The sequence below is a fragment of the Faecalibacterium sp. i21-0019-B1 genome (assembly GCF_042852915.1).
Classification (GTDB): Bacteria; Bacillota; Clostridia; order Oscillospirales; family Ruminococcaceae; genus Faecalibacterium; species Faecalibacterium taiwanense.
Map to the genome: position 1 here is coordinate 762496 of NZ_AP031425.1, position 23790 is coordinate 786285.

Annotated in this window: 14 protein-coding genes, 4 tRNA genes, 3 rRNA genes, 1 pseudogene and 1 other annotated feature; of the genes and pseudogenes, 14 read left to right on the forward strand and 8 right to left on the reverse strand. The window is 55.3% G+C overall.

Annotated elements, in window-relative coordinates:
• Positions 1–100 precede the first annotated feature (100 nt).
• From ACGHP1_RS03555 to ACGHP1_RS03570, 4 genes are all read right to left on the reverse strand, one after another.
• Positions 101–658 carry a DUF4358 domain-containing protein gene (locus ACGHP1_RS03555; RefSeq protein ID WP_005945446.1) on the reverse strand — a complete coding sequence of 186 codons (558 nt, stop codon included), beginning with the start codon at positions 656–658 and terminating at the stop codon, positions 101–103.
• 151 nt (positions 659–809) lie between these two features.
• On the reverse strand, positions 810–1250 hold the full coding sequence (locus tag ACGHP1_RS03560) for an Lrp/AsnC family transcriptional regulator (RefSeq protein WP_005945452.1): 441 nt from the start codon (positions 1248–1250) through the stop codon (positions 810–812).
• Positions 1251–1782: 532 nt separating this feature from the next.
• Positions 1783–3048 (reverse strand): GTPase HflX, encoded by a 1266-nt coding sequence (gene hflX, locus ACGHP1_RS03565; protein ID WP_005945458.1) that lies wholly within the window; start codon positions 3046–3048, stop codon positions 1783–1785.
• On the reverse strand, positions 3045–3650 hold the full coding sequence (locus tag ACGHP1_RS03570; RefSeq protein ID WP_390507759.1) for a GNAT family N-acetyltransferase: 606 nt from the start codon (positions 3648–3650) through the stop codon (positions 3045–3047). The genes hflX and ACGHP1_RS03570 overlap by 4 nt, the downstream gene beginning before the upstream one ends.
• Positions 3651–3801: 151 nt before the next feature.
• Here ACGHP1_RS03570 and ACGHP1_RS03575 point away from each other — a divergent pair, with 151 nt between their 5' ends.
• The 14 genes from ACGHP1_RS03575 (at position 3802) to ACGHP1_RS03640 (ending at position 17772) form a co-directional block, all read left to right on the forward strand.
• Positions 3802–5589: a bifunctional homocysteine S-methyltransferase/methylenetetrahydrofolate reductase gene (locus ACGHP1_RS03575; RefSeq protein WP_390507762.1), complete on the forward strand. Its 1788-nt coding sequence runs from the start codon at positions 3802–3804 to the stop codon at positions 5587–5589.
• Positions 5590–5778: 189 nt separating this feature from the next.
• Positions 5779–6000: a binding site (T-box leader), on the forward strand.
• A 59-nt stretch (positions 6001–6059) separates the two neighbouring features.
• Positions 6060–8765: a valine--tRNA ligase gene (locus ACGHP1_RS03580; RefSeq protein ID WP_349138184.1), complete on the forward strand. Its 2706-nt coding sequence runs from the start codon at positions 6060–6062 to the stop codon at positions 8763–8765.
• Between the two features lies 1 nt (position 8766).
• Positions 8767–9279: a VanZ family protein gene (locus tag ACGHP1_RS03585; RefSeq protein WP_155115897.1), complete on the forward strand. Its 513-nt coding sequence runs from the start codon at positions 8767–8769 to the stop codon at positions 9277–9279.
• A gap of 3 nt (positions 9280–9282) precedes the next feature.
• Positions 9283–10548: a folylpolyglutamate synthase gene (locus ACGHP1_RS03590; RefSeq protein WP_390507764.1), complete on the forward strand. Its 1266-nt coding sequence runs from the start codon at positions 9283–9285 to the stop codon at positions 10546–10548.
• Positions 10549–10644: 96 nt separating this feature from the next.
• Positions 10645–10962, forward strand: a complete 318-nt coding sequence (locus tag ACGHP1_RS03595) for an STAS domain-containing protein (RefSeq protein WP_097773870.1) — start codon at positions 10645–10647, stop codon at positions 10960–10962.
• A 3-nt stretch (positions 10963–10965) separates the two neighbouring features.
• Positions 10966–11400, forward strand: coding sequence for an anti-sigma F factor (gene spoIIAB / locus ACGHP1_RS03600; RefSeq protein ID WP_005945484.1), 435 nt, complete (start codon positions 10966–10968; stop codon positions 11398–11400).
• Between the two features lie 27 nt (positions 11401–11427).
• On the forward strand, positions 11428–12099 hold the full coding sequence (locus ACGHP1_RS03605; protein WP_349138183.1) for a sigma-70 family RNA polymerase sigma factor: 672 nt from the start codon (positions 11428–11430) through the stop codon (positions 12097–12099).
• 441 nt (positions 12100–12540) lie between these two features.
• Positions 12541–14051: ribosomal RNA gene (locus tag ACGHP1_RS03610) — 16S ribosomal RNA — on the forward strand.
• Between the two features lie 121 nt (positions 14052–14172).
• Positions 14173–14248: transfer RNA gene (locus ACGHP1_RS03615), tRNA-Ala, on the forward strand.
• Between the two features lie 3 nt (positions 14249–14251).
• Positions 14252–14328 (forward strand) — tRNA-Ile (locus tag ACGHP1_RS03620).
• 205 nt (positions 14329–14533) lie between these two features.
• Positions 14534–17368 (forward strand): 23S ribosomal RNA (locus tag ACGHP1_RS03625).
• Between the two features lie 127 nt (positions 17369–17495).
• A 5S ribosomal RNA gene (rrf, locus tag ACGHP1_RS03630) occupies positions 17496–17612 on the forward strand.
• The 16S, 23S and 5S rRNA genes sit together here with 4 tRNA genes alongside, the layout of an rRNA operon.
• 7 nt (positions 17613–17619) lie before the next feature.
• Positions 17620–17691: transfer RNA gene (locus tag ACGHP1_RS03635), tRNA-Glu, on the forward strand.
• 5 nt (positions 17692–17696) lie between these two features.
• Positions 17697–17772, forward strand: a tRNA-Lys gene (locus tag ACGHP1_RS03640).
• 162 nt (positions 17773–17934) lie between these two features.
• On the opposite strand, the gene xerC is transcribed toward ACGHP1_RS03640, so the two are convergent.
• The 4 genes and pseudogenes from xerC to ACGHP1_RS03660 all read right to left on the reverse strand — a co-directional run bounded on the left by xerC (position 17935) and on the right by ACGHP1_RS03660 (position 23728).
• Entirely contained in the window at positions 17935–19323 is a 1389-nt protein-coding gene (gene xerC / locus ACGHP1_RS03645; protein WP_390507769.1) for a tyrosine recombinase XerC, read from the reverse strand.
• Positions 19324–19338: 15 nt separating this feature from the next.
• Complete coding sequence (locus tag ACGHP1_RS03650; RefSeq protein ID WP_390507772.1) at positions 19339–19653, reverse strand: helix-turn-helix domain-containing protein; 315 nt, start codon at positions 19651–19653, stop codon at positions 19339–19341.
• Between the two features lie 212 nt (positions 19654–19865).
• Positions 19866–21229 (reverse strand): annotated as a pseudogene (locus tag ACGHP1_RS03655) (VapE domain-containing protein).
• Between the two features lie 1224 nt (positions 21230–22453).
• Positions 22454–23728: an SLC13 family permease gene (locus ACGHP1_RS03660; RefSeq protein ID WP_390507774.1), complete on the reverse strand. Its 1275-nt coding sequence runs from the start codon at positions 23726–23728 to the stop codon at positions 22454–22456.
• Positions 23729–23790 lie beyond the last annotated feature (62 nt).

Sequence of the window (23790 nt, forward strand, 5' to 3'; positions counted from 1 at the left end):
TACTCCTGTATTTCAGTGCAAGTTCACGGGAACAGTATAGCATATCTGCACACAAAAAGAAACCGCATCCCGGCAGGATGCGGCTTCGGCAGGGCAAAAATTATGCGGCAAGGGCTTTCTCGATGTTGGAAAGAATGGTGTCGTGATCCTCGGCGCACACCAGAACCACCTCACCGGTGGGAGCTACGGTGACGGTGGCCGCCTTGGCGACCAGATACTGATCCTCAAGGTAGTGCTCCATGGACTGCTGCTCACTCTGCACATAGGCTTCCAGTGCGGCTTTCACGGCATCGGTCTTGCCCTCGGCTGGCTTTACGATGGCAACGGCGTAGCTGCGCACCATCATGGAGGAAACAGAGGCAGCAAAGCTCTCGTAGCTGCCGTCCTCAAGGCCCAGCAGGGGGAACACGATGTCTTTCAGCTCGTCATTCAGCTGGTCGGCCTCATACTCGGCGCTGTAGCCGTCGATGGCGGTGAATTTGCCGTCCTCACCTTTGGTAAAGATCATATCGTATTCGTTGTCCTCGTCGGTGCGGGCATCGTGGATGATCTGGGAGTAGTCCTTCGGGGCGGCAGAGTCGGCCTTGCTGCCGGCAGAGCAGCCCACCAGAGCAAGCAGGCACAGACCGGCAAGCAGGGAAGCAATGATACGTTTCATAAATGAAGTCCTTTCGTGTGTGAAAATCTTCGTGTGAAAGCGGGCGCAGCGGTTTTGAAGCTATTGTGTGCTGTTTTGCGCCTGCTATCCATAATACGAAAGAACACCCCGGCAGAATTGCACCGCAAACGTAACTATTTTATGAACAGCGTTACAGCATAAGGGCATCCAGCTCGCCGTGGTTCACTGGCGTGGAAAGGATGATCTGGGTGCTGGTGGTGCCCAGCTTCTGGAACTGCAGGATCAGGTGTTCCAGCTGGGGCATGCTGCCGCAGCTCACCTTGACAAGGAAGGTGTACGCACCCGTGACGTGGTAGCACTGCAGCACTTCCTTGCTGCTTTGCAGCAGCTCCAGAAAGGCATCCTGCTTGGAAGGTGCTACCGAAAGGCTGATGAGGGCATCCACATACATCCGGTCAGCGGGACGGTTCAGGGTGACGGTGTAGCCGCTGATGATGCCATCCGTTTCCAGCTTGTGAATGCGGCTGGAAACAGCAGGACTGGTCAGCGATACCTGCTCGGCGATCTCCTTGACCGGCATCCGTGCGTTCTTTGCCAGCAGGGAGAGAATCTTACGATCCAGATCATCCATGGGGAATACTCCTTTTTGAAAATATGTTGGATTGTATAAAATTTTTTGAAAGTAAAGTTTTATTGTTGGTGCAAACATACAAAAGCCAAAAAATTTTGCTTTTGCTTTGCTTTGCGTTAATTATATAAAGTTTTATCGAAAAAGTAAAGACTTAATTTAAAGCAAAACCGGAAAATTTTGTTTGACAAGAAAACAAAAAGGGGTATAATACATCATGCAAGGCAGCGCAGAACAGAAAGCGCCTGCCGCTTTGAATTTGAGATTCACCACTTTATATACTTTCCCACCCCTCTATACACAAAAGCCCGCTGCCAGGCGGGTTTTTGTGTTTGTTGGGGATTTTTTCTTTTTGAAAAAAGCAGTGGCAGACAATGTACTCGACCCATAGAGCAGCTGCTTTCGGCTGCGACCCCGCCCGTGAAAATGCAAGCCCGGAAAGTCCGCAGACTTTCCGGGCTTGTTCTATCTCAAAATATTATTCCGCTGATGATAGCCGGAGCACAGCGGAGGCGATTTAGATCGTGTACGCCTATCAGACCAGATACCCTTCAAAGCAGTGCAGGTCTTCCGTCTTGACGATGCCCTCCAGATACAGCCCGTCCTCCCGGTATTCCTCCACCTGCACGCTGCCGCGCTCCCGCATGGGGGCGGCAAGGCCCAGTTTATCGTAGGGCAGCAGCACCTTTAAGGTGTGCACCCGGTCGCTGAGCACCTCGTCCAGCTTTGCCAGCAGGGTGTCCAGACCGTAGCCGGTCTTGGCACTGGTGAGCAGGATGTCCGGGTCAAAGCTCATGGCACCCGGCTTATCGCACTTGTTGTAGACGGTCAGGCGGGGGATGTCCGCACAGTCCAGCCCGTCCAGAACCTCGTCCGTGACGGCCAGCTGCTCTTCCCGCTGCTCATCGCCTGCGTCTGCCACACGGATGATCACGTCCGACCATGCCGCTTCTTCCAGCGTGGACTTGAAGGCTTCCACCAGATTGTGGGGCAGGCGGGACACAAAGCCCACCGTGTCCACCAGCAGCACCGCCATGCCGCTGGGCAGTATCAGCTTGCGGCTGGTGGGGTCCAGTGTGGCGAACAGCATGTCCGCTTCGGCTACGCTGGGGCCGCACAGAGCATTCATCAGGCTGGATTTGCCCACGTTGGTATAGCCTACAAGGCTGACCACCGGCATCCCGGTCTTGGCACGGGCCTTGCGGCTCTCGCCCCGGCGCTTTTCCATTTCGGCCAGCTTTTCAGCCAGCGCATCGATGCGGGCATGCACATGGCGGCGGTCCAGTTCCAGCTTGGTCTCACCGGCACCGCGGCGTGCACCACCGCCGCCGCCGCCACCGCCGCCCTGACGGCTGAGCGCTTCGCCCATGCCCTGCAGACGGGGCAGGCGGTAGCGCAGAAGGGCCAGTTCGGTCTGCAGCTTGCCCTCGTTGGTGACGGCGCGGCTGCGGAAAATTTCAAGGATCAGCATGGTGCGGTCGATCACTTCCAGTCCGCCCAGCGCATTGGAGATGTTGCGGATCTGGCTGCCGGTCAGTTCACCGTCAAATACGGCGCATTCCGCGCCCAGCGTTTCGGCGGCAAGGGATGCTTCCTCCAGCTTGCCGCTGCCCAGCACGATGCCGGTCTCCGGGGTCTGGCGCTTCTGGGTCACCTGTGCCACGGCTTCCATGTGGTTTGCTTCGCACAGGGCGGAAAGCTCTGCAAGGCTGCGCTCGCAGTCCCACAGGCCCTGATCCAGCGCCAGCAGAATGACCTTCGTCGGGGGTGTTTCTACCAAAATATCGTAAAGTTCGCTCAAAGTAAGTCCTTTCTGTTATATCGTTCTCTTGTCAGCAGATAGCTTCTGCACTCCACCGGTGTGCCGTCAAATTTATGATCAATGGCATCGTGGTGGTAGAGAAAGCCTGCTTTTTCCATCACCCGGCCGCTGGCAGGGTTCTCTTTTGCGTGGCAGCAGGTGAGCCAGCCGCCGTCTGTATTCTCAAACCAGTAGTTTACTGCTGCTTTTAAAGCTTCGGTTGCAAAACCATGGTTCCACCAGTGCTTCCCGATGCAGTAGCCTGCTTCCCAGATGCCGTCTGTGCAGTCCTGCTGCGGCCAGAGCGCTTTCTGTGCCGGGTCACCGAGCAGAGCATTGAAGATGCTGATGCTGCCAAACACCTGCCCGGAAGCCTTTTCCACAATGGCCCACTGGTAGTAGTCCGGGTTCGGGTAAAGGGTGGCCCATGCCGCCAGCAGACCTACGGTCTCCAGCGCGTTTTTGTGCGGCTCCCACCGCAGAAAGCGGGTCACTTCCGGGTCGGATGCCCAGTTCGTATACATCTGCTCGGCATCCTCGGGCAGAAGCTGGCGCAGGAAAAGCCGGTCGGTCTCAAGCGCTTGCGTTCCGGCATGGCGCATGGCACACACCTCCCCACTTTATAAAGTATGCATAGGATAGCACAAATTTTGCGTTCCTGCAAGCGCCGCCGTGAAAAAACGCTTGACCGGACGGCATTTGTGCATTAAACTGAAAGCCAAGCGTTTTTGTAGGAAAAAGGAGAACTCCCTCATGAAGGATGTGCGTGAAATTTTAAAAAAGCGCCCGCTGCTGTTCGATGGCGGCATGGGTACATATTATAAGGCAAAGCCCGGGCAGGAATGTGAGCAGGCAAACCTGCTGGACCCGGACGGCATTTTGACCGTGCACCGCGCGTATCTGGAAGCGGGTGCCGATGCTATCAAGACCAACACCTTCGGCCTGCCGCGCATGGCAGCAGCGCAGAACCCCATGTGGGAGGCCATGGCGGACGAAGGCTGGAAACTGGCTGCACAGGCCGCTGCAAAGACCAGCGCTGCCGTGTTTGCCGATCTTGGCCCGGCCCCGGACACCGAGGCACTCCCGGCGGCACAGATCTATACGGCCCTTGCCGAGCGGTTTGCCGCATTGGGTGCAAAGAACTTTTTGTTTGAGACGCTGAGCAGCGATGCCGGTGTGGCCGAAGCCGCGCGGCAGATCAAAGAAGCAGTGCCGGATGCCTTTGTGCTGGTGTCCTTTGCAGTGCTGCCGGACGGCTACACCCGCGAGGGCCGTCACTGCGCAGAGCTTGTGCGCAGCATGACTGCCTGCGGTGCAGTGGATGCTGTGGGCCTGAACTGCGTTTCTGCTCCCGGTGCCATGCGTGCGCTGGTGCAGCAGCTTGGCGAGACAAAGCTGCCGCTTGCAGTGATGCCCAACGCGGGCTACCCGGTGGTCACACGCACCCGGGTGCAGTATCAGGGCAGGCCGGAATATTTTGCACGGGAGCTGGCCCGCCTTGCTGCCGAGGGTGTGCGCATTCTGGGCGGATGCTGCGGCACTACGCCTGCCCACATTGCGGCCCTGCGTGCGGCACTGGATGCCTTGCCGGAAACACTGCCTGCAGCCCCGGCAGCAGCAGTCTCCACTGCCGCAAAGCCGGAGGTGGAAAAAGACGATGCCTTCCTGCGCAAGCTGAACGCGGGCAAAAAGGTGATCGCCATTGAGCTGGACAGCCCCAAGGATGCCGACCTGACCGGCTATCTGGACGGTGCACGCCGCCTGCAGGCTGCTGGTGCAGACCTTTTGACCATTGCGGACTGTCCCATTGCCCGGGCACGGATGGATTCTTCGCTGGTGGCCTGCCGGGTGCACCGGGAGCTGGGGCTGAACGTGCTGCCCCACATGACCTGCCGCGACCGCAATCTGAACGCCACCAAGGCCCTGCTGCTGGGCCTGTACGCCGAGGGTGTGCGGGAGGTGCTGGCCATCACCGGCGACCCCATCCCCACCGCGGAGCGGGACGAGGTGAAAAACGTGTACCAGTTCAACTCCCGCAAGCTGGCGCAGTACATCGTCTCGCTGGCAGGGGAGGGCCGGGAGATGCCCTCGCCCCTCACCGTGTTCGGTGCGCTGAACCTGAACGCCCGCAACTTTGATGTGGAGCTGCGCCGCGCACAGGAAAAGCTGCAAAATGGCATGAGCGGCTTCCTTACCCAGCCGGTGCTCTCCGCACAGGCGGTGGTGAACCTGAAAAAGACCCGCGAAACGCTGGGCGAAAAGGCGAAAATTCTGGCCGGCATCATGCCGGTGGTGAGCCAGCGCAACGCCATCTTTATGGAGAACGAGGTCAACGGCATCCACGTGGACGCTGAGATCATCGAGCGTTTTGCCGGGCTGGACCGTGCGCAGGGCGAAGAGCTGGGGCTGAAAGTCTCGGTGAAGGCCGCGCAGGCTGCAGCGCCCTATGCAGACGGCTTTTACCTGATGACCCCCTTCAACCGCATCGCCCTGATGGAGCGGCTCATTGCAAGGCTGAAGGATGAAGGGATCGCGGATTGAAAATGGCCGATGCGTTTGCTCTGGCCATTGATAGCGGAAAAAATATTTTTATATTTGCGTTTGTCGTGGCCTGCGGGCCACTCCAAACGCGTTTTCACGAATAAGGCCCAAACCGTAAGATGCAGTGGGATAAATTCTTTTGAAGAAAAAGTAATTGACAAATCGCACAAAAAACGCTATATTCTTTTTATAAATGCGTTGAAGAAGAGTGTGCATCGCTTTTGCCATCCAGAGAGCCGGGGGCTGCTGAAAACCCGGTATGGCCCGGCGGTGTGCTGTCACTTTGGAGCAGGAGCGGTGAGCTGAAGAGCAAGCCGCTCTCGGAGCTGTCCCACGTTACCGGGGCATCAAGGGGCGCAGGATGCTCTGCGCAATTTGGGTGGTACCGCGGTTATTACAGCCGTCCCATGGAACGTTCCGTGGAACGGCTTTTTTCGTCCCACTTCATCATTTTTTACTGGGAGGACCTTATGAAAGAACTTGCAAAACAGTATGATCCCAGCCAGGTGGAAGACCGCATCTACCAGTTCTGGCTGGACGGCGGCTACTTCCACACGAAGGCAGACCCCGACAAGAAACCCTACACCATCGTCATGCCGCCCCCGAACGTCACCGGTCAGCTGCACATGGGCCATGCGGTGGATAACACCATGCAGGACATCCTCATCCGCACCAAGCGGATGCAGGGCTATGCCGCCCTGTGGGTGCCCGGTACCGACCATGCATCCATCGCTACCGAAGCCAAGGTGGTGGAGGCCATGCGTGCCGAGGGCCTGACCAAGGAGATGGTGGGCCGCGATGGTTTTCTGGACCGTGCATGGGCATGGAAGACCAAGTACGGCAACCGCATCGTCAGCCAGCTGAAGAAGCTGGGCAGCAGCTGCGACTGGGATCGTGAGCGCTTTACTATGGACGAGGGCTGCTCCGAGGCTGTCAAGGAAGTGTTCGTGCGCCTGTACGACAAGGGCCTGATCTACCGCGGCAACCGCATGGTCAACTGGTGCCCCCACTGCAACACCTCCATCTCGGATGCCGAGGTGGAGTACGAGGAAAAGGACGGCAGCTTCTGGCACCTGCTGTACCCGGTCAAGGAGACCGGCGAGATGCTGGAGCTGGCTACTACCCGTCCCGAGACCATGCTGGGCGATACCGCTGTTGCCATCAACGGCGATGACCCCCGCTATGCCCATCTGCACGGCTGCCATGTGGTGCTGCCCCTGCTGAACAAGGAGATCCCCATTGTGTGCGACGAGCACGCCGACATGACCAAGGGCACCGGTGTGGTCAAGATCACCCCCGCCCACGACCCTAACGACTTTGAAGTGGGGCTGCGCCACGACCTGCCCATCGTGCGTGTGTTCACCTACGACGGCCACATGACCGGTGCTGCCGACAAGGCTGCTGCCGATGCCCTGTTCGCCGCCGGCAAGAACGCCATCAATGAGCCGGAGGTGCTGGACTGCGGCAAGTACGCCGGCATGACCACCCTCGAGGCCCGCAAGGCCATTCTGGCCGATTTGGAAGCAGGCGGCTTCCTGAAGGAGATCGAGCCCCTCAAGCACGAGGTGGGCACCTGCTACCGCTGCCACTCCACCATCGAGCCCATGGTGTCCAAGCAGTGGTTCGTCAAGATGGAGCCGCTGGCAAAGCCCGCCATCGAGAGCGTGGAAAAGGGCGAGATCAAGTTCGTGCCCGAGCGCTTCACCAAGAACTATATGAACTGGATGAAGAACACCCGCGACTGGTGCATCAGCCGTCAGCTGTGGTGGGGCCATCAGATCCCGGCATGGTACTGCGACGACTGCGGCGAGACCGTGGTGGCAAAGTCTGCTCCCTGTTCCTGCCCCAAGTGCGGCAGCGCAAAGCTCACGCAGGACCCCGATACGCTGGATACCTGGTTCTCCTCCGCTCTGTGGCCCTTCAGCACGCTGGGCTGGCCCAATGAAGAGAGCGAAGACCTCAAGTATTTCTACCCCACTAACACCCTCGTTACCGGCTACGACATCATCGGCTTCTGGGTCAGCCGTATGATCTTCTCTGGTCTGGCCTACACCGGCAAGGCACCCTTCAGCACGGTCTGCATCCACGGTATCGTGCGCGACAGTCAGGGCCGCAAGATGTCCAAGAGTCTGGGCAACGGCATCGACCCGCTGGAAGTCATTGCCCAGTACGGTGCAGATGCCCTGCGCTTTATGCTGGTGGATGGCTCCACCCCGGGCAACGACATGCGTTATATCGAAAAGAAGGTGGAGGCTGCCCGCAACTTTGCCAATAAGCTGTGGAATGCTACCCGCTTTGTGCTGATGAACCTGCCCGAGGACTTTACCCCGGGCCTGCCCAGTGAGGACAAGCTGGATATGAGCGACAAGTGGGTGCTCACCAAGCTGAATCAGGTGGCCGGTGCCATGACCGACAACCTCGACCACTACGAGATGGGTCTGGCCGCCGCCAAGATCAACAGCTTTATCTGGGATGTCTACTGTGACTGGTTCATCGAGATCGCAAAGCCCCGCCTGAACTCCGGCGATGCCGAGCAGGCCGACACCGCCCGCCGTGTGCTGGTGTATGTGCTGGACAAGGCCCTCAAGCTGCTGCATCCCTTCATGCCCTTCATCACCGAGGAGCTGTATCAGGCTCTGCCCGGCTCTGCCGAGACCATCATGACCCAGAGCTGGCCCACCTTTGACGAAGCTCACAACTGGGCCGACGAAGAGGAAGCCTTTGAAAAGGTCATGGACTACATCAAGGCCGTGCGTACCATGCGTACCGAGATGAATGTCCACCCCGCCAAAAAGACCAGCATGATCATCGAGACCGCCGACGCTGCACCCTTCCAGAAGGCACAGGTCTATCTGGCAAAGTTTGCCTTTGCCACCGACGTGACCTTTACCGAGAAGTACGAGGGCAGCACCGACGGCATGGTGCAGGTGTCCACCCACGCCGCCCGCGGCTTCATCCCCATGATGGAGCTGATCGACCGCGACAAGGAACTGGCCCGCCTGAACAAGGAAAAGGCCAAGGCCGAAAAGGAAATGGCCATGTTCGCGAACCAGCTGAACAACCCCAAGTTCGTGGAGCGCGCCCCGGCGGCACTGGTGGAGGATATCCGCAATAAGTACGCCAAGAGCCAGGATAAGCTGGCCAACATCGAGCAGAGCATCAAGGCTCTGGGCTGATTTGAGCGGGGAATATAACAGCAGCACACAGCGCACTTCGCCGTGGGTGACCGCAGGGCGGGTGATCTTTACCCTTGCTCTCATCGGCTGCATCGCGTTCATCTTTTCCAATTCCATGAAGATCGCCTCGGTGTCTACTGTGTCCAGCAGCCGGGTGCTCACTCTGCTGCAGGCGGCTCTGCGCCGTCTGGGCCATCCGGCCCTTGCCCAGCGCCTGACCGACCACATCGTGCGCAAGCTGGCACACTTCTGCGAGTATATGCTGGAGGGCTTTCTGCTCATGCTGTGTATGCGGGTGTATACCCGGCAGTATATCTGGCACATCAGCGTGCCCATGCTGGGCGGCGTGCTCACTGCGCTGACCGATGAGACCATCCAGATCTTTTCGCCCGGACGCAGCAGTCAGGTCACCGATGTGTGGCTGGATTCAGCCGGTGTTCTGGCGGGCATCCTTACGGCGCTGGTGCTCATGGCGCTGTGCAGATTGTTGTTCAACCATCGTAATAAGGAGTAACCAATGACCATCGAACAGGCAAATCAGTATTTTGCCGCCCTGCCGGACGGTTTTGCCTCCACCGAACAGCTGCGCGCCGCGTTCACCGCGCCGGTGCAGAAGGTGCAGTTCGTGGGCGTGGCAGGCACGGCAGGCAAGACCGTGACGGTCCGCCTGCTGGCGGCCATCCTGCACGCACAGGGGATCCATGCCGGCCTGTACCATGCCGGGTGCCGCCCGCTGTCGGAGCGCATCTGCATCGATGATGCCCCGGTGGACGAGGGCCTGCTGGCTCTGACTGCGGATACCCTTTCCGCAGCCGAAGCCCTGCCGCAGGATGCAGCGGAGCTGGCCGCTGCGGCCAACTGCTTTGGCGCAGCGGGCTGCACGCTGGCCGTGGTGGAACTGCCGGATGCGGGCCTTGCGGAAGCACTGCCCGGCATGCCGGTGTGCGCCGTCACGTCGGTCGGCCCGGACGGTGTGAGCCGCTCGGTGGAGCGCCTTGCGGCTTTGGCAGCAGGTGTCATGCGCAAGGAAAGCATCTGCGTCACCGCGCCGGAGCAGCCCAAGTCTGTGCTCAGCGAGCTGATCGTGGCCGCAGGCAAGTGCGGCTGTGAGCTGGTGGTGCCGGACCCGGAGGATATCACCTTTCTGGAGGCAGAAAAGTTTGCCAGCAAGGTGGACTACGGCGGATATACCGTGCCGCTGGCTTTTCTGGGCCGTCATGCGGCGGGCAGCGCTGCCATGGCTGTGGAGCTTTCGCTGGCGCTGTGCCGCAAGGGCTTTGATATTACCGACGATGCCATTCTGGAAGGTCTGGCTGCGGTGGAGAACCGCAGCAGCATCCGGGTCATCTCGCAGCGCCCACTCATCATTCTGGATGCCTGCCGCACCCCGCAGCAGGCAGCGGCCTTGCTGCGTGTGCTCAACATGGCCAAGGTGCGCCATATGAGCGCCATCATCGGTCTGGCAGAGGAGGAGGGAGCCGAAGCGTTCTTCTCCGCACTGGAGACCGGCCTGACCCCTGAAGAGCAGAAAAAGGATAAGTCCACCATGCCCGGCATGAGTGAGAACCCCTTTGATAAGGTGTATCTTGTCACCCCGGCAGGCGGCGATGACGAGATGACGGCCCGTTTGACCGAAAAGGCAAAGTATCATTTTGATGCCGAGATGTGCACCAGCATTGCCGAAGCTGTGGAGTTGGCTCATGCCAACACCCGCCGCGGCCTGCTGGTCTGCGGCGGTGAAGCTGCCGCGCTGGAAGCGGCCGAACTGCTGGTGAACAGCTGAGCCGACACGCTTCCCTAAAAAATAAACGAAAGATCCCGTACACTGAAACCATGTGTACGGGATCTTTTTATTTTTGGCAAAGGAGATGGACAAACCATGGCAACGGTAAGCTTCAGCCCGGCGGGCGATGTGCTTTATGCCTACCTTGCGGGCGAGATCGATCACGATGCGGCGCAAAGCCTGCGCATCCAGCTGGATGATGCACTGGTCAGCCGTGCCCCGCAGACCATGATCCTGGATTTTGGCGGGGTCGGATTTATGGATTCATCCGGTGTAGGGCTGATCCTGGGGCGGCAGCGCATTGCCCGCACACTGGGCACGGCACTGCGGGTGCAGCACACACCGTCCCAGCTGGCAAAGGTGCTGCAGCTGGCGCGCATCCCCTGCACGGATGCAGGACAGAAGGAGGAATAAACCATGAAAGCGGAAAACACAACAAAGATCCAGTTCGATTCCCTCAGTGTGAACGAAAGCTACGCCCGGGGCGCAGCGGCGGCCTTTCTTGCCCGGTACGACCCCACCGTGCCGCAGCTGGCCGATATCAAAACGGCAGTGTCTGAGGCGGTGACCAACTGCATCGTCCATGCCTACCCGGACCACATCGGGCCGGTGGCCATGAGCATTGCAGTCTATCCCGGGCGGGAGGTGCACATCACGGTGGCAGATAAGGGCATCGGCATCCCGGATATCCCGCAGGCCATGGAACCGCTGTTTACCACCGGAAACCCGGAGGAACGCTCCGGGCTGGGCTTTGCGGTGATGCAGAGCTTTATGGATAAGGTCAAGGTCATCTCAAAGCCCGGCAAGGGTACAAAGGTGCTGCTCATCAAGCGTCTGGCCCAGAGAGAATGATACATAACAGGAAAGGCAGGCAGGAGCATGGTATCGGATAAGACCCGGCGGGACGCATTCATTGAGCAGAATCTGGGGCTGGTGCACGCCTGCGCCGGGCGCTTCCGCGGGCGGGGCATAGAGTACGATGACCTGTACAGTGCCGGATGCATGGGACTTGTAAAAGCCTGCGATAATTTTGATGAGAGCCGCGGCGTATGCTTTTCTACCTATGCAGTGCCGGTAATTTTAGGCGAGATCAAAAAGCTGTTCCGGGACAGCGGCACAGTCAAGGTGAGCCGCTCCTTAAAAGAATTGGGGATGCGCGTACAGGCGGCACGGGAGCATCACATAAAAGTGTGCGGTACGGAGCCGACCCTTTCTCAGCTGGCGGAAGAATTGAATGAACCTGCAGAGAACATCACACTTGCCATTCAGGCGGCACAGCCTGCCATGAGCCTGACCCCGGAAAATGAAGAAGAGGACCGGCAGATGGATATTCCAGTAGAATCCCCGGAAGAAGCATTGGCAGAACGTATCAGTCTAGAAGAGGTGCTTCACGCTTTGCCGGAACAGGACAGGCAATTGATCCGCCTGCGGTTTTATGGCAACAAGACCCAGAGTGAAACTGCAAAGGTACTGCATACCACACAGGTGCAGATCTCCCGGCGGGAACGCAAGATACTGGTGCAGCTGCGCCGCCGACTTTTAGAAGATTAGATGTCATACTTTCCAGATTAAAAGGAAAAAACTGGGCAAAAAGCCAAAAGCCGGATTTTTGCGAAAAATATGAAGAAAATGCTTGCTTTTTGCAAAAGGCTGTGCTAAAATACATTACTGTCAGGCGGACATCCGACAGAATGAAACACTTCAGAAGGAACGTCCTAACGTGAAGAATCGATGAGCTTCGACAAGAAGCTCAAAAATAATTCAAAAAAGTGCTTGACAGCTTATCACGAAAGTGATAAAATAAGTAAGCTTTCAGCCGCAAGGCTGAGGCGCTACAGGACCTTGAAAATTGAACAATATCGAAAAACTTGTAAGGAACCTTTTAAGTGTTTGGAAAAACACTAAAAACAATTCCAAAAGTAATTCACACAGGACGCAAGCGATTGCGTGCTGAGCGAACAAGATTTAACACTTTAAAAGTGATAAATATCATTTATAAAGAGTTTGATCCTGGCTCAGGACGAACGCTGGCGGCGCGCCTAACACATGCAAGTCGAACGAGCGAGAGAGAGCTTGCTTTCTCGAGCGAGTGGCGAACGGGTGAGTAACGCGTGAGGAACCTGCCTCAAAGAGGGGGACAACAGTTGGAAACGACTGCTAATACCGCATAAGCCCACGGGTCGGCATCGACCAGAGGGAAAAGGAGCAATCCGCTTTGAGATGGCCTCGCGTCCGATTAGCTAGTTGGTGAGGTAATGGCCCACCAAGGCAACGATCGGTAGCCGGACTGAGAGGTTGAACGGCCACATTGGGACTGAGACACGGCCCAGACTCCTACGGGAGGCAGCAGTGGGGAATATTGCACAATGGGGGAAACCCTGATGCAGCGACGCCGCGTGGAGGAAGAAGGTCTTCGGATTGTAAACTCCTGTTGTTGGGGAAGATAATGACGGTACCCAACAAGGAAGTGACGGCTAACTACGTGCCAGCAGCCGCGGTAAAACGTAGGTCACAAGCGTTGTCCGGAATTACTGGGTGTAAAGGGAGCGCAGGCGGGAAGACAAGTTGGAAGTGAAATCTATGGGCTCAACCCATAAACTGCTTTCAAAACTGTTTTTCTTGAGTAGTGCAGAGGTAGGCGGAATTCCCGGTGTAGCGGTGGAATGCGTAGATATCGGGAGGAACACCAGTGGCGAAGGCGGCCTACTGGGCACCAACTGACGCTGAGGCTCGAAAGTGTGGGTAGCAAACAGGATTAGATACCCTGGTAGTCCACACCGTAAACGATGATTACTAGGTGTTGGAGGATTGACCCCTTCAGTGCCGCAGTTAACACAATAAGTAATCCACCTGGGGAGTACGACCGCAAGGTTGAAACTCAAAGGAATTGACGGGGGCCCGCACAAGCAGTGGAGTATGTGGTTTAATTCGACGCAACGCGAAGAACCTTACCAAGTCTTGACATCCCTTGACAGACATAGAAATATGTAATCTCTTCGGAGCAAGGAGACAGGTGGTGCATGGTTGTCGTCAGCTCGTGTCGTGAGATGTTGGGTTAAGTCCCGCAACGAGCGCAACCCTTATGGTCAGTTACTACGCAAGAGGACTCTGGCCAGACTGCCGTTGACAAAACGGAGGAAGGTGGGGATGACGTCAAATCATCATGCCCTTTATGACTTGGGCTACACACGTACTACAATGGCGTTAAACAAAGAGAAGCAAGACCGCGAGGTGGAGCAAAACTCAGAAACAACGTCCCAGTTCGGACTGCAGGCTGCAACTCGCCTGCACGAAGTCGGAATTGCTAGTAATCGTGGATCAGCATGCCACGGTGAATACGTTCCCGGGCCTTGTACACACCGCCCGTCACACCATGAGAGCCGGGGGGACCCGAAGTCGGTAGTCTAACCGCAAGGAGGACGCCGCCGAAGGTAAAACTGGTGATTGGGGTGAAGTCGTAACAAGGTAGCCGTAGGAGAACCTGCGGCTGGATCACCTCCTTTCTAAGGAGTCAGGCAAGGACAGGACATCAAAAGATGGACAGTCCTTGGACAGGTAACAAACGAGAAGAGTAGATATTGTTCGATTTTGAGGGCCCTGAAAAGGGAACTCAATTCCTAATGTGGGGGTTTAGCTCAGCTGGGAGAGCACCTGCTTTGCAAGCAGGGGGTCAAGGGTTCGATTCCCTTAATCTCCACCACATGGGCCAATAGCTCAGCTGGCTAGAGCACACGACTGATAATCGTGAGGTCGATGGTTCGAGTCCATTTTGGCCCACCATGTGATGTTTCTCAAAGTTCCGGGAGACCGGGCTTTGAAGAACATCACCAAGACGTACCTTGAAAACTGAATAATAACTGCGAAACAAAGATTATAGTAAGTTCTTTTTAAGAAATATTGCAATTTCAAAAGGAAGGGTAACAATAATCTTCGTTGGCAAGAGAGAATCAAGAGGATACCAAATGTTCCAAGAGAACGTTTGAAAGGTCAAGCGAACAAGGGCGCAGGGCGAATGCCTTGGCACTGGGAGCCGATGAAAGACGTGATAAGCTGCGATAAGCTTCGGGGAGCTGCAAATAAGCATTGATCCGGAGATCTCTGAATGAGGAAACTCACCTGGGTTCATACTCAGGTACGTTATACTGAACTTCAAAATAGGTATATCGAGGGAACCGCCTGAACTGAAACATCTAAGTAGGGCGAGGAAGAGACATCAAACGAGATTCCGTAAGTAGTGGCGAGCGAACGCGGAAGAGGGCAAACCGAGAGTAGAAATACTTTCGGGGTACGGAGCGCATTTAGGACTTAAGTTGTTAACCGAACGGCATGGGAAGGCCGGTCAGAGAGTGTGAGAACCACGTAGGTGAAAACGACAAGAGCCGAGCGAATTCCAGAGTACGGCCAGACACGTGAAACCTGGTCGGAATACGGGGGGACCACCCTCCAACCCTAAATACTACCCAGTGACCGATAGCGTATAGTACTGTGAAGGAAAGGTGAAAAGCACCCCGGGAGGGGAGTGAAAAAGAACCTGAAACCCTGTGCCTACAAGCACCTAGAGCGCGTCAAAGCGTGATAGGGTACTTTTTGTAGAACGGTCCGGCGAGCGATTGTATGCAGCAAGGTTAAGGACTTAAGGTCTGGAGCCGAAGCGAAAGCGAGTTTGAAAAGGGCGTTAAGTTGCATATAATGGGCCCGAAACCGGGTGACCTACCCATGGTCAGGTTGAAGTGGAAGTAAAATTCCATGGAGGACCGAACCGACCTCCGTTGAAAAGGCGGCGGATGAACTGTGGGTAGCGGAGAAATTCCAATCGAACCCGGAGATAGCTGGTTCTCCCCGAAATAGTTTTAGGACTAGCCTCAAGTTAGATACCTGGAGGTAAAGCACTGAATAGCCTAGCGGCCGAGAGGTTAGCGAAGCTTATCAAACTCAGAATGCCAGAGTATTGATGCTTGGGAGTCAGACAGTGTCAGATAAATGTCATTGTCAAAAGGGAAACAGCCCAGATCTACAGCTAAGGTCCCAAAGTCAGGTTAAGTGGAAAACGATGTGAAGATACGTAGACAACCAGGATGTTGGCTCAGAAGCAGCCACTCATTCAAAGAGTGCGTAATAGCTCACTGGTCGAGCGTCTTTGCGCGGAGAATTTAACGGGGCTAAACCTGACACCGAAGCTTAGGCAATACAGCAATGTATTGGGTAGGGGAGCGTTGTATACGCGGTGAAACAGTAGCGCAAGCGGCTGTGGAGTGTATAGAAGTGAGAATGCCGGAATGAGTAGCGCGAATGCAGTGAGAATCTGCATGGCCGAAAGCCTCAGGTTTCTGGAGGAAGGTTCGTCCGCTCCAGGTTAGTCGGGAGCTAAGGTGAGGCCTAACGGCGTAGCCGATGCACAGACGGTAGAGATTCCGTCACCACCAAAAGAGTTAAGCACAGGGACACATATGAAGTCTCGGAGCCGGGTGTTGGTTCCGGTAGCGATCGAGGGAAGTTAGTACCGAAGTCCGGGATGGAAGATGGCGAGAAAAGCTGTGTGAATTTCTGCGGTGCCCGTACCGCAAACCGACACAGGTAGGTAGGAAGAAGATTCTAAGGCCAACGGGAGAAGGGTTGTTAAGGAACTCGGCAAATTGACCCCGTAACTTCGGGAGAAGGGGTGCTGCAGCAATGCAGCCGCAGAGAATCGGCCCAAGCAACTGTTTACCAAAAACACAGGTTTGTGCTAAATCGAAAGATGACGTATACGAGCTGACGCCTGCCCGGTGCTGGAAGGTTAAGAGGAGATGTGCAAGCATTGAATCGAAGCCCCAGTGAACGGCGGCCGTAACTATAACGGTCCTAAGGTAGCGAAATTCCTTGTCAGGTAAGTTCTGACCCGCATGAAAGGCGTAATGATTTGGGCACTGTCTCAACAGCCCGCCCGGCGAAATTGTAGTACCGGTGAAGATGCCGGTTACCCGCGACAAGACGGAAAGACCCCATGGAGCTTTACTGTAGCCTAATATTGGGTTTCGATGTTGCATGCACAGGATAGATGGGACACTGGGAAGCAGGTGCTTTGGCGCTTGTGGAGTGGCCGTTGGGATACCATCCTTGCGATATTGGAATTCTAACCTGCGCCTTTGAATCAAGGCGGGGGACATTGTTAGGTGGGCAGTTTGACTGGGGCGGTCGCCTCCTAAAGAGTAACGGAGGCGTTCAAAGGTTCGCTCAGCTTGAACGGAAATCAAGCAAAAGAGTGCAAACGCAGAAGCGAGCCTAACTGCGAGACTGACGGGTCGAGCAGTAACGAAAGTTGGAGTTAGTGATCCGGTGGTATGTGAGTGGAAATGCCATCGCTCAACGGATAAAAGTTACCCTGGGGATAACAGGCTGATCTCCCCCAAGAGTCCACATCGACGGGGAGGTTTGGCACCTCGATGTCGGCTCATCGCATCCTGGGGCTGTATTCGGTCCCAAGGGTTTGGCTGTTCGCCAATTAAAGCGGTACGCGAGCTGGGTTCAGAACGTCGTGAGACAGTTCGGTCCCTATCTGTCGTGGGCGCAGGATATTTGATGGGAGCTGTTCCTAGTACGAGAGGACCGGAGCGGACGTACCTCTGGCGCACCAGTTGTTCTGCCAAGAGCATAGCTGGGCAACTATGTACGGATCGGATAAACGCTGAAAGCATCTAAGCGTGAAGCCGACCCAAAGATAAGATATCCCATTGTTTCAAACAAGTAAGACCCCTTGAAGACTACAAGGTTGATAGGCACGATGTGTAAGTGGAGTGATTCATTCAGCAAGCGTGTACTAATAGGTCGAGGGCTTGACCACAATTCGCTTGAGACTCTGAGAGTCAACGAAAAAATGTAAGCAGTGATTATTCAGTTTTGAAGGCACGTCCTTCTAAGAAACACTGGACAAAGTACGACAAACATGTTATACTGGTTCAGTCAGATCGGTCGGTGTCGATGACAGTGAGGTTCCACCTGTTCCCATTCCGAACACAGAAGTTAAGCTCACTTGTGCCGAAGATAGTTCGCTGGAAACGGCGCGTGAAAATAGGTAGTCGCCGACTTTTATATGGCCCGTTGGTCAAGCGGTTAAGACAGAGGCCTCTCACGCCTTTAACATCGGTTCGATTCCGGTACGGGTCATATTTGCACCTCTAGCTCAGTTGGTAGAGCAACTGACTCTTAATCAGTGGGCCCAGGGTTCGAGTCCCTGGAGGTGCACCAGATATTGAACGTCAAATCGTAAGATTTGACGTTCTTTTTTGTTATGTAACCCCGAAAAATCGGGGCTTGCACGGTCAATGCACGGTTTCTGCACGGTTGGTGTTTTCGTGGGAATCCTCTGCATGGGCTGGAATTGCTTTGAAATGCGTGGTAAATTTTGCATCAGGTCAGCAGAGCCAGACGGAGCTGCGCCTTTACTTCGGGGTCTGCGTTCTTCAAAAGTTCCAGCAGAGCAGTCATGGAGATAGTCGGTTCGACTGCGGCGGGTACAGCCTGCGGGCTGGGGCTTTCCTGTTTAGCATAGAACCCTTCCTCAAATTTCCTGCCCAGCTCTACACGGGAGGACTGCTGGATATGGGCGTAGGTGTTCACCAGCATATCTGCCGTGGCGTGTCCTGTGGTGCCCTGAACGGCTTTCACATCGCCGCCGGAGATCATCAGCTGATAGGTTGCACTAGAGTGCCGCAGACCGTGGAACACGATACGCGGGAACTCCGGGTGTGCATCCTGCCATTTCAGGAACTTTTTGCGGATGAGTACCGGCTCCACCGCCAGACCGTTGGGCAGACGGAACAGCATTCCGCTGTCGTGGTAGCGTGTCGGATCTTTCATCTCGTCTGATGCCAGCTGACTTAGCCACTTCTTCAATTCCTCTTTCAGTGCGGAGGTCATGAAGATGGTGCGGCAGGAGGATGCCGTTTTGGTGCTTTTCAGGATAAGGGAAGTGGTACTGCGTTCCAGCTTGTCCGGGAATACCGTGATGATGCAACCATCGTCCACCTGATTCAAGGCTTCTTTTCGCACCCGCTGCATGGACTTGTTGATGCGAAACGTTCTGATGCCATCTGCGGCATCAAAATCGAGATCTTCCGGGGTCAGACCTACGATCTCGCCCTCTCGCAGTGCGCCCACCAGTATGAGGTGGACTGCCAGATGCAGGATGGGGTCCTCCATGCTGTCCAGAGCCGCCCGCATCTCCTCTATCGTCCAGATGGTACGCTCCTGCGTGGACTTCTTGGGGCTGTCCACGGGAACCGGGCTTTTGACAAGGATGCCCCACTCTACGGCATACTGGAAGGCTGTACCCAGCAGCCGATGAACCTCGTGGATGGTGGTGCCGGATAGAAACCGCTGCTTCTGCTTTTCGGTCAGTTCCTGCTTCTTGCCCTCAATATACGAACCGCAGGGTGTTTTGCTCAGGGTCGTGTAGAGGCTTTCCATGTGGTAGGGCTTGAGTTTTTGCATCTCCATGCTGCCGATATAGGGGATAATAAGGTTCTGGATGGTGGAAAGGTTGGATTCGTAGGTTTTGGGTGCCCACTTGTGCTTGCTGCACTGCTTGGGCAGCCAATCCATGAGGAACTCTGCCACCGTCACCGAGGACGGAATCAGAAAAGTGCCAGCCGCCAGTTCGTGCTCGATCTGTTTCTTTCGGCTTGTTGCCTCCTCTTTTGTGGGAAAACTCTCCCATTTGTCGTAGCTCTTGCCGTGCTCATCTTCGTAGGTGTAGCGGACGCTGTAAGAGTTGCCGCGTTTTGTAATATATGCCATACTGTTGCCTCCTTATCAAGCTGCCCGGTTGAGCCACGCATCGAAGCTGTCCTTCGGTACACGGATGCTTCCGCCTACCCGCAGAACACGAAATTCGGTGGTGCTGTTGCACAGGTTGTAAGCAGAGCGCAGGCTGATGGCCAGCATTCGCGCGATCTCTTCCACCGTGTACACCAGTTTCGTGGTTGCCGGGCTGTCAGTTGGAGACTTGACGGCATTGGTTTGAGTGACCACTTCCATTGTAGTGGGATTCGTGTCCTTTTGCAAGAACTTATTCGTATAATTTTCAGATTTCGCAGTTTCGGTCATGTCAGGCCGATTCATATTCATAGGCAGACCTCCAATTCCTTGTAACCGAACGCCTGTAACCGGGCAGGAAAACTCTCTTTTTCTGCACACAGGGCATCCGGTGGGCTTTATACTTTTTCTTCTCTTTTTAAGGTTACATGGTTACAGAAAGAGAAAAACGCAGCAGTCATGCGGCTTTTGGACTGTAACTGGGGCGTAACCGAATCTGTAACCAGACGTGTAACCGCTGTTCATCAGAAGGGAAAGCCCAGCTGCTGGGCTTCCGCATCCGTTATCTCGGAGAAATTTTCAGCCCCGGTTTCGGGGCTGGTTACGCGCTCCCAGCCTTTCTGAACGCCGTACTTCGGGTAACGCTTGGCAGTCTTGTGCGCCTGCCAGCCTTGAATATCGCCGCGCGAAATTCCCGTGTTCATGATCTCGCAGATAGCACGGGTCTCCCACTCTGCCGGGATATTGTTGTTGCCCAGTGCTTCCGCATAGAGCTGCTTGGAACACACCCGGTCACCTGCGTAGTCCTCCAGAAAGGCGTAGATCATGCCAGCCTGTGCATCCTCCTGCATAAAGTCCTGCTGGTGAGCTTGCAGCGTTTCCTGCATGGCAGGGCTGAATGCCAACTTGTAGTTGCCGCTGTTGTAGATGGTCATGGCTTCCGCCCAAAGCTGGTCGATATAGGTGCGGGATTCGACTTCGTTGTCCAAAATGTGAACTTCAGCCAGTTCCGCATCCACCGGGATGGGAATAAAGCGGCGGTTGCCTGTGCGGTCACGGGGCAAAAAATCCTGCCGGTTGGTCGTGCCAGCAAAGACGCACTGGCGCAGACGGTCGGCAGGATGGGTCTCGTAGGGAACTTTATAGGTTTCCTTCTGCTTACTGAGAAAACTCTTGATTTCCTCGATGCTTTTGGCATTGGCGGTGGCGATCATCTCCGACATTTCGATGATCCAGTGACCTTGCAGTTTGCGGTACACGTTGTCATCGTCCAGCCGCCGCAGGTCATCCGAGAACCACTCATCCTTGACCGCCAGCAGTCGAAAAAAGGTGGACTTCCCCGGGTCTCGCCTGTCGGCTCGGTCGGTGCTTCAAAATGCCTGCAGCATTTTGAGGTCGCCACTGGCGACCCGCACCCTTGCCCGCCCACCAGACAGAGCATGGTTTCAAATTTACATCCCGGCTGGAACACCCGCTTGATGGCTCCCAGCAGGAAGATCTTTATGGCTTCGCAAGTGTATTCGTCCTCTGCAGCACCGAGAAAGTGGTGCAGGACGTGAGCTATCCGCTCTGTTCCATCCCATTTCAGGCCGTTCAGGTAGTCCCGGATGGGGTGGTAACGGTTCTCGTTGGCAACGATGCGGATAGCGGATTCAATTTTCTTCTCGCTGGAAATGCCGTATTTCTCCATCCGGCGCAGGATATACTTCATGTCAGTGTCGTTCAGGGTCTTGCCGGAGCGGGGCCAGCCCACGGGCTTCACAATGTCGATGCGCTCGCTCAACAGGTTTAGCCGGATGGCATCGGCAAGCACATGGTCGTTCTGCAAAATCGTGATGCAGTTTTGAATCGTCCGTTGGATCTCGCCGTTGGAGTGCTTGGTCAGCATCTCCTTCACATCCTCAACGGTTCGAGGAGGGCGGTCTTCTTCATTGACTTCTTTACTCAATAAACATCACCTCATACTATTATTGAAAACATTTTTCTGACTTTTCGGCGGTAGGCGGCGCAGATGGCTTCCGCTGTGTCTGCTCTGCCTGCAATCGGCTTAGCAGTTGCAGAACAGAATCCCGTGCTTTCTCCTTGACCTGTTCCTTGCCTTTCTGCCGAACATCCGGTCTCAGGAGCTTTTCCTGCAAGCGGGCAGCGGTGGTCTGCATGGTCTTGAGGAACTTGTCTAGCACGGTGTCCAAACGGTGGGCTGCATACCACTTCCAAGTGGTGAGTTACGGTTTTCGTAACCCACCACTTTTCACCGTGGCTTGACAAAATGTCAAGTCGAGATCAGCTGTAACACGGACAGAGTCAATGTGCTCAGTTTGAACACATTGAATTAGGCTGCGACAGTTTACCTCATGTAGACAAATTGTCCACATGAGGTGAGCTGTAACGCATAAGGTTTTTCTGGTGAATGACGCTTTGTGTCATTCACCACATCAACTGGCCATTTTGACCAGTTGATATTGGGTGCGCCGTTCTCCCTGCATGGATTTCCTGCCCCCTTCCGGCGGCGTTTTCCGGCTCTCCTTTGCGGGGTCATCGCCGGGTATCCCATGCAGACGGTCTTTCGATTTTCAAGGTACGGTGCTGAATTTGGCAATAAAAAATCGCCACACAACAACCTGAACCTGACCATCCCTTCTGGGATGGCCTTAGTTCGGGTTTGCTATGTAGCGATAAGAAAGTTAAAAACTTGCTCCGGCTCCTTCGGGAGCCGAGCTGGAACTCTAAGTAAATATGTTATATTAAATTGTTGGAATAGGTTGCCACAAAAATCGAGCTGTGTCAACGTGAACTTGTCGGGGCAAGGCCCCTCCATCTTGCTACGCAAGACCGTTCTGTTGCTTAAAAGCCCCACTGGGGCTTTCATTGCTGCGCTACGCTTCGCAAACGCGAACTTTTGAGAACACGCTGATTTCGGCAGCTTGCAAGAAAACACAAGGGAAACTTTGGCAAAAAGAGAGAGGGCTGGACGGTGCCGGCCCTCTTGACAGAATTATGAGATGCTCAAAAATTTCTGCTGCTTTTATTGCGGTTTTCAAAAATAGCGCCGAACAGAACGGCATATTTATGATATGCAGTTTGCTGATACTACTGCGGTGGGAAAATAGAATCAGGCAAAAGGATAAAGTGTCGGCAGGAAAAATACGGACACGACAATGAGGATGAGCGCCAGCGGGGTACCACACTTGAGATAATCCTTCAAGGTGTATCCGCCCGGCTCGATGATCATGATCTGGCAGGGAGCTGCCATGGGGGTCATGATGGACACACAGCTGGCTGTGATCACGCCGACCACGGCAGCACGGGGGTCTACGCCCATGCGGATACAGGCGGAAGTGACCAGTGGGATGAAGATGGTCAGGGTAGCCAGATTGGACATGACCTGTGTCAGAATGAAGGGAACAAGGAAGAACACCAGCATAATGATGTACGGATTGGTGGTATCGCCCAGCAGGCGGATCATCCAGTCTGCCACCACATCGCCCGCACCGGTGGTCTGGATGGCGTCCGACAGAGCCAGCACACCGGCAAACAGGAAAATGGTCGGCTGGTGGATGGAGTTGAGGGCTTCCTTCTCGGTCAGCACACCCGTCAGCACCAGAGCGGCAGCGCCGATGCAGGAAGTGAGATACATCTTGACACCAATGACATTTTCCAGCAGCATCATTGCAATGGAGACCAGAACGATCAGGACAGCCAGTTTGCGCTTGAAGGGGCTGAGTTTTTCGCTCTCAGAAGCCGTATGTGCTGCATCTGAAAACTGCTCGTTGGGAATATCCGGCATCAGCTTATAGCCGACAAAGGTCATGTACAGGATGGCAATGGTCAGCATCGGGATGCGCGCAATGGTGAAATCCCAGATGTGCAGCGGTGTCGGTGCGCCGGCCTGCATCATGACATCGTTCCATGCCATGTTGGAAGCGCCCTGACCGAGAAAGGTCATCTGGGTGGCAATGTTGGCACAGGCCATAGAAGGATACAGCAGCTTGCTGCGGCTCACGCCGATGTCGTTCGCAATGCCTACCAGCAGGGGGATCATGATAGCGGCAGTTGCGGTGGCACTGGTGATGGCGCCCAGAAACGCACCTGCCACGCAGGAAAGAAAAATCAGCATCCGCATATTGTCCTTGTAGCGGATGACCAGACTCTGGGCTTTGTCAATCAGGGGCGTTTTGGTCAGCCCTGCACCGATGACGAACATGGCTACGAACATGACCACGTTCGTGTTGATGAAGCCGCCAAAGGCCTCGGCAGGGGTCTTGATGCCGGTGAGGATCAGCGCCAGAATGATGCCGGTAGAAATGACCGAAAACGGGACTTTACCGTATACAAAGGCGATGATCGTTACAAGCAGGATGACCAGGGTGATTTCCAATGGGCTCATTTGGGTTGTCCTCCTGTGGATTACTTCCACCTTGCAGATGCAAAGCAGTGGCAAAGGTGTGT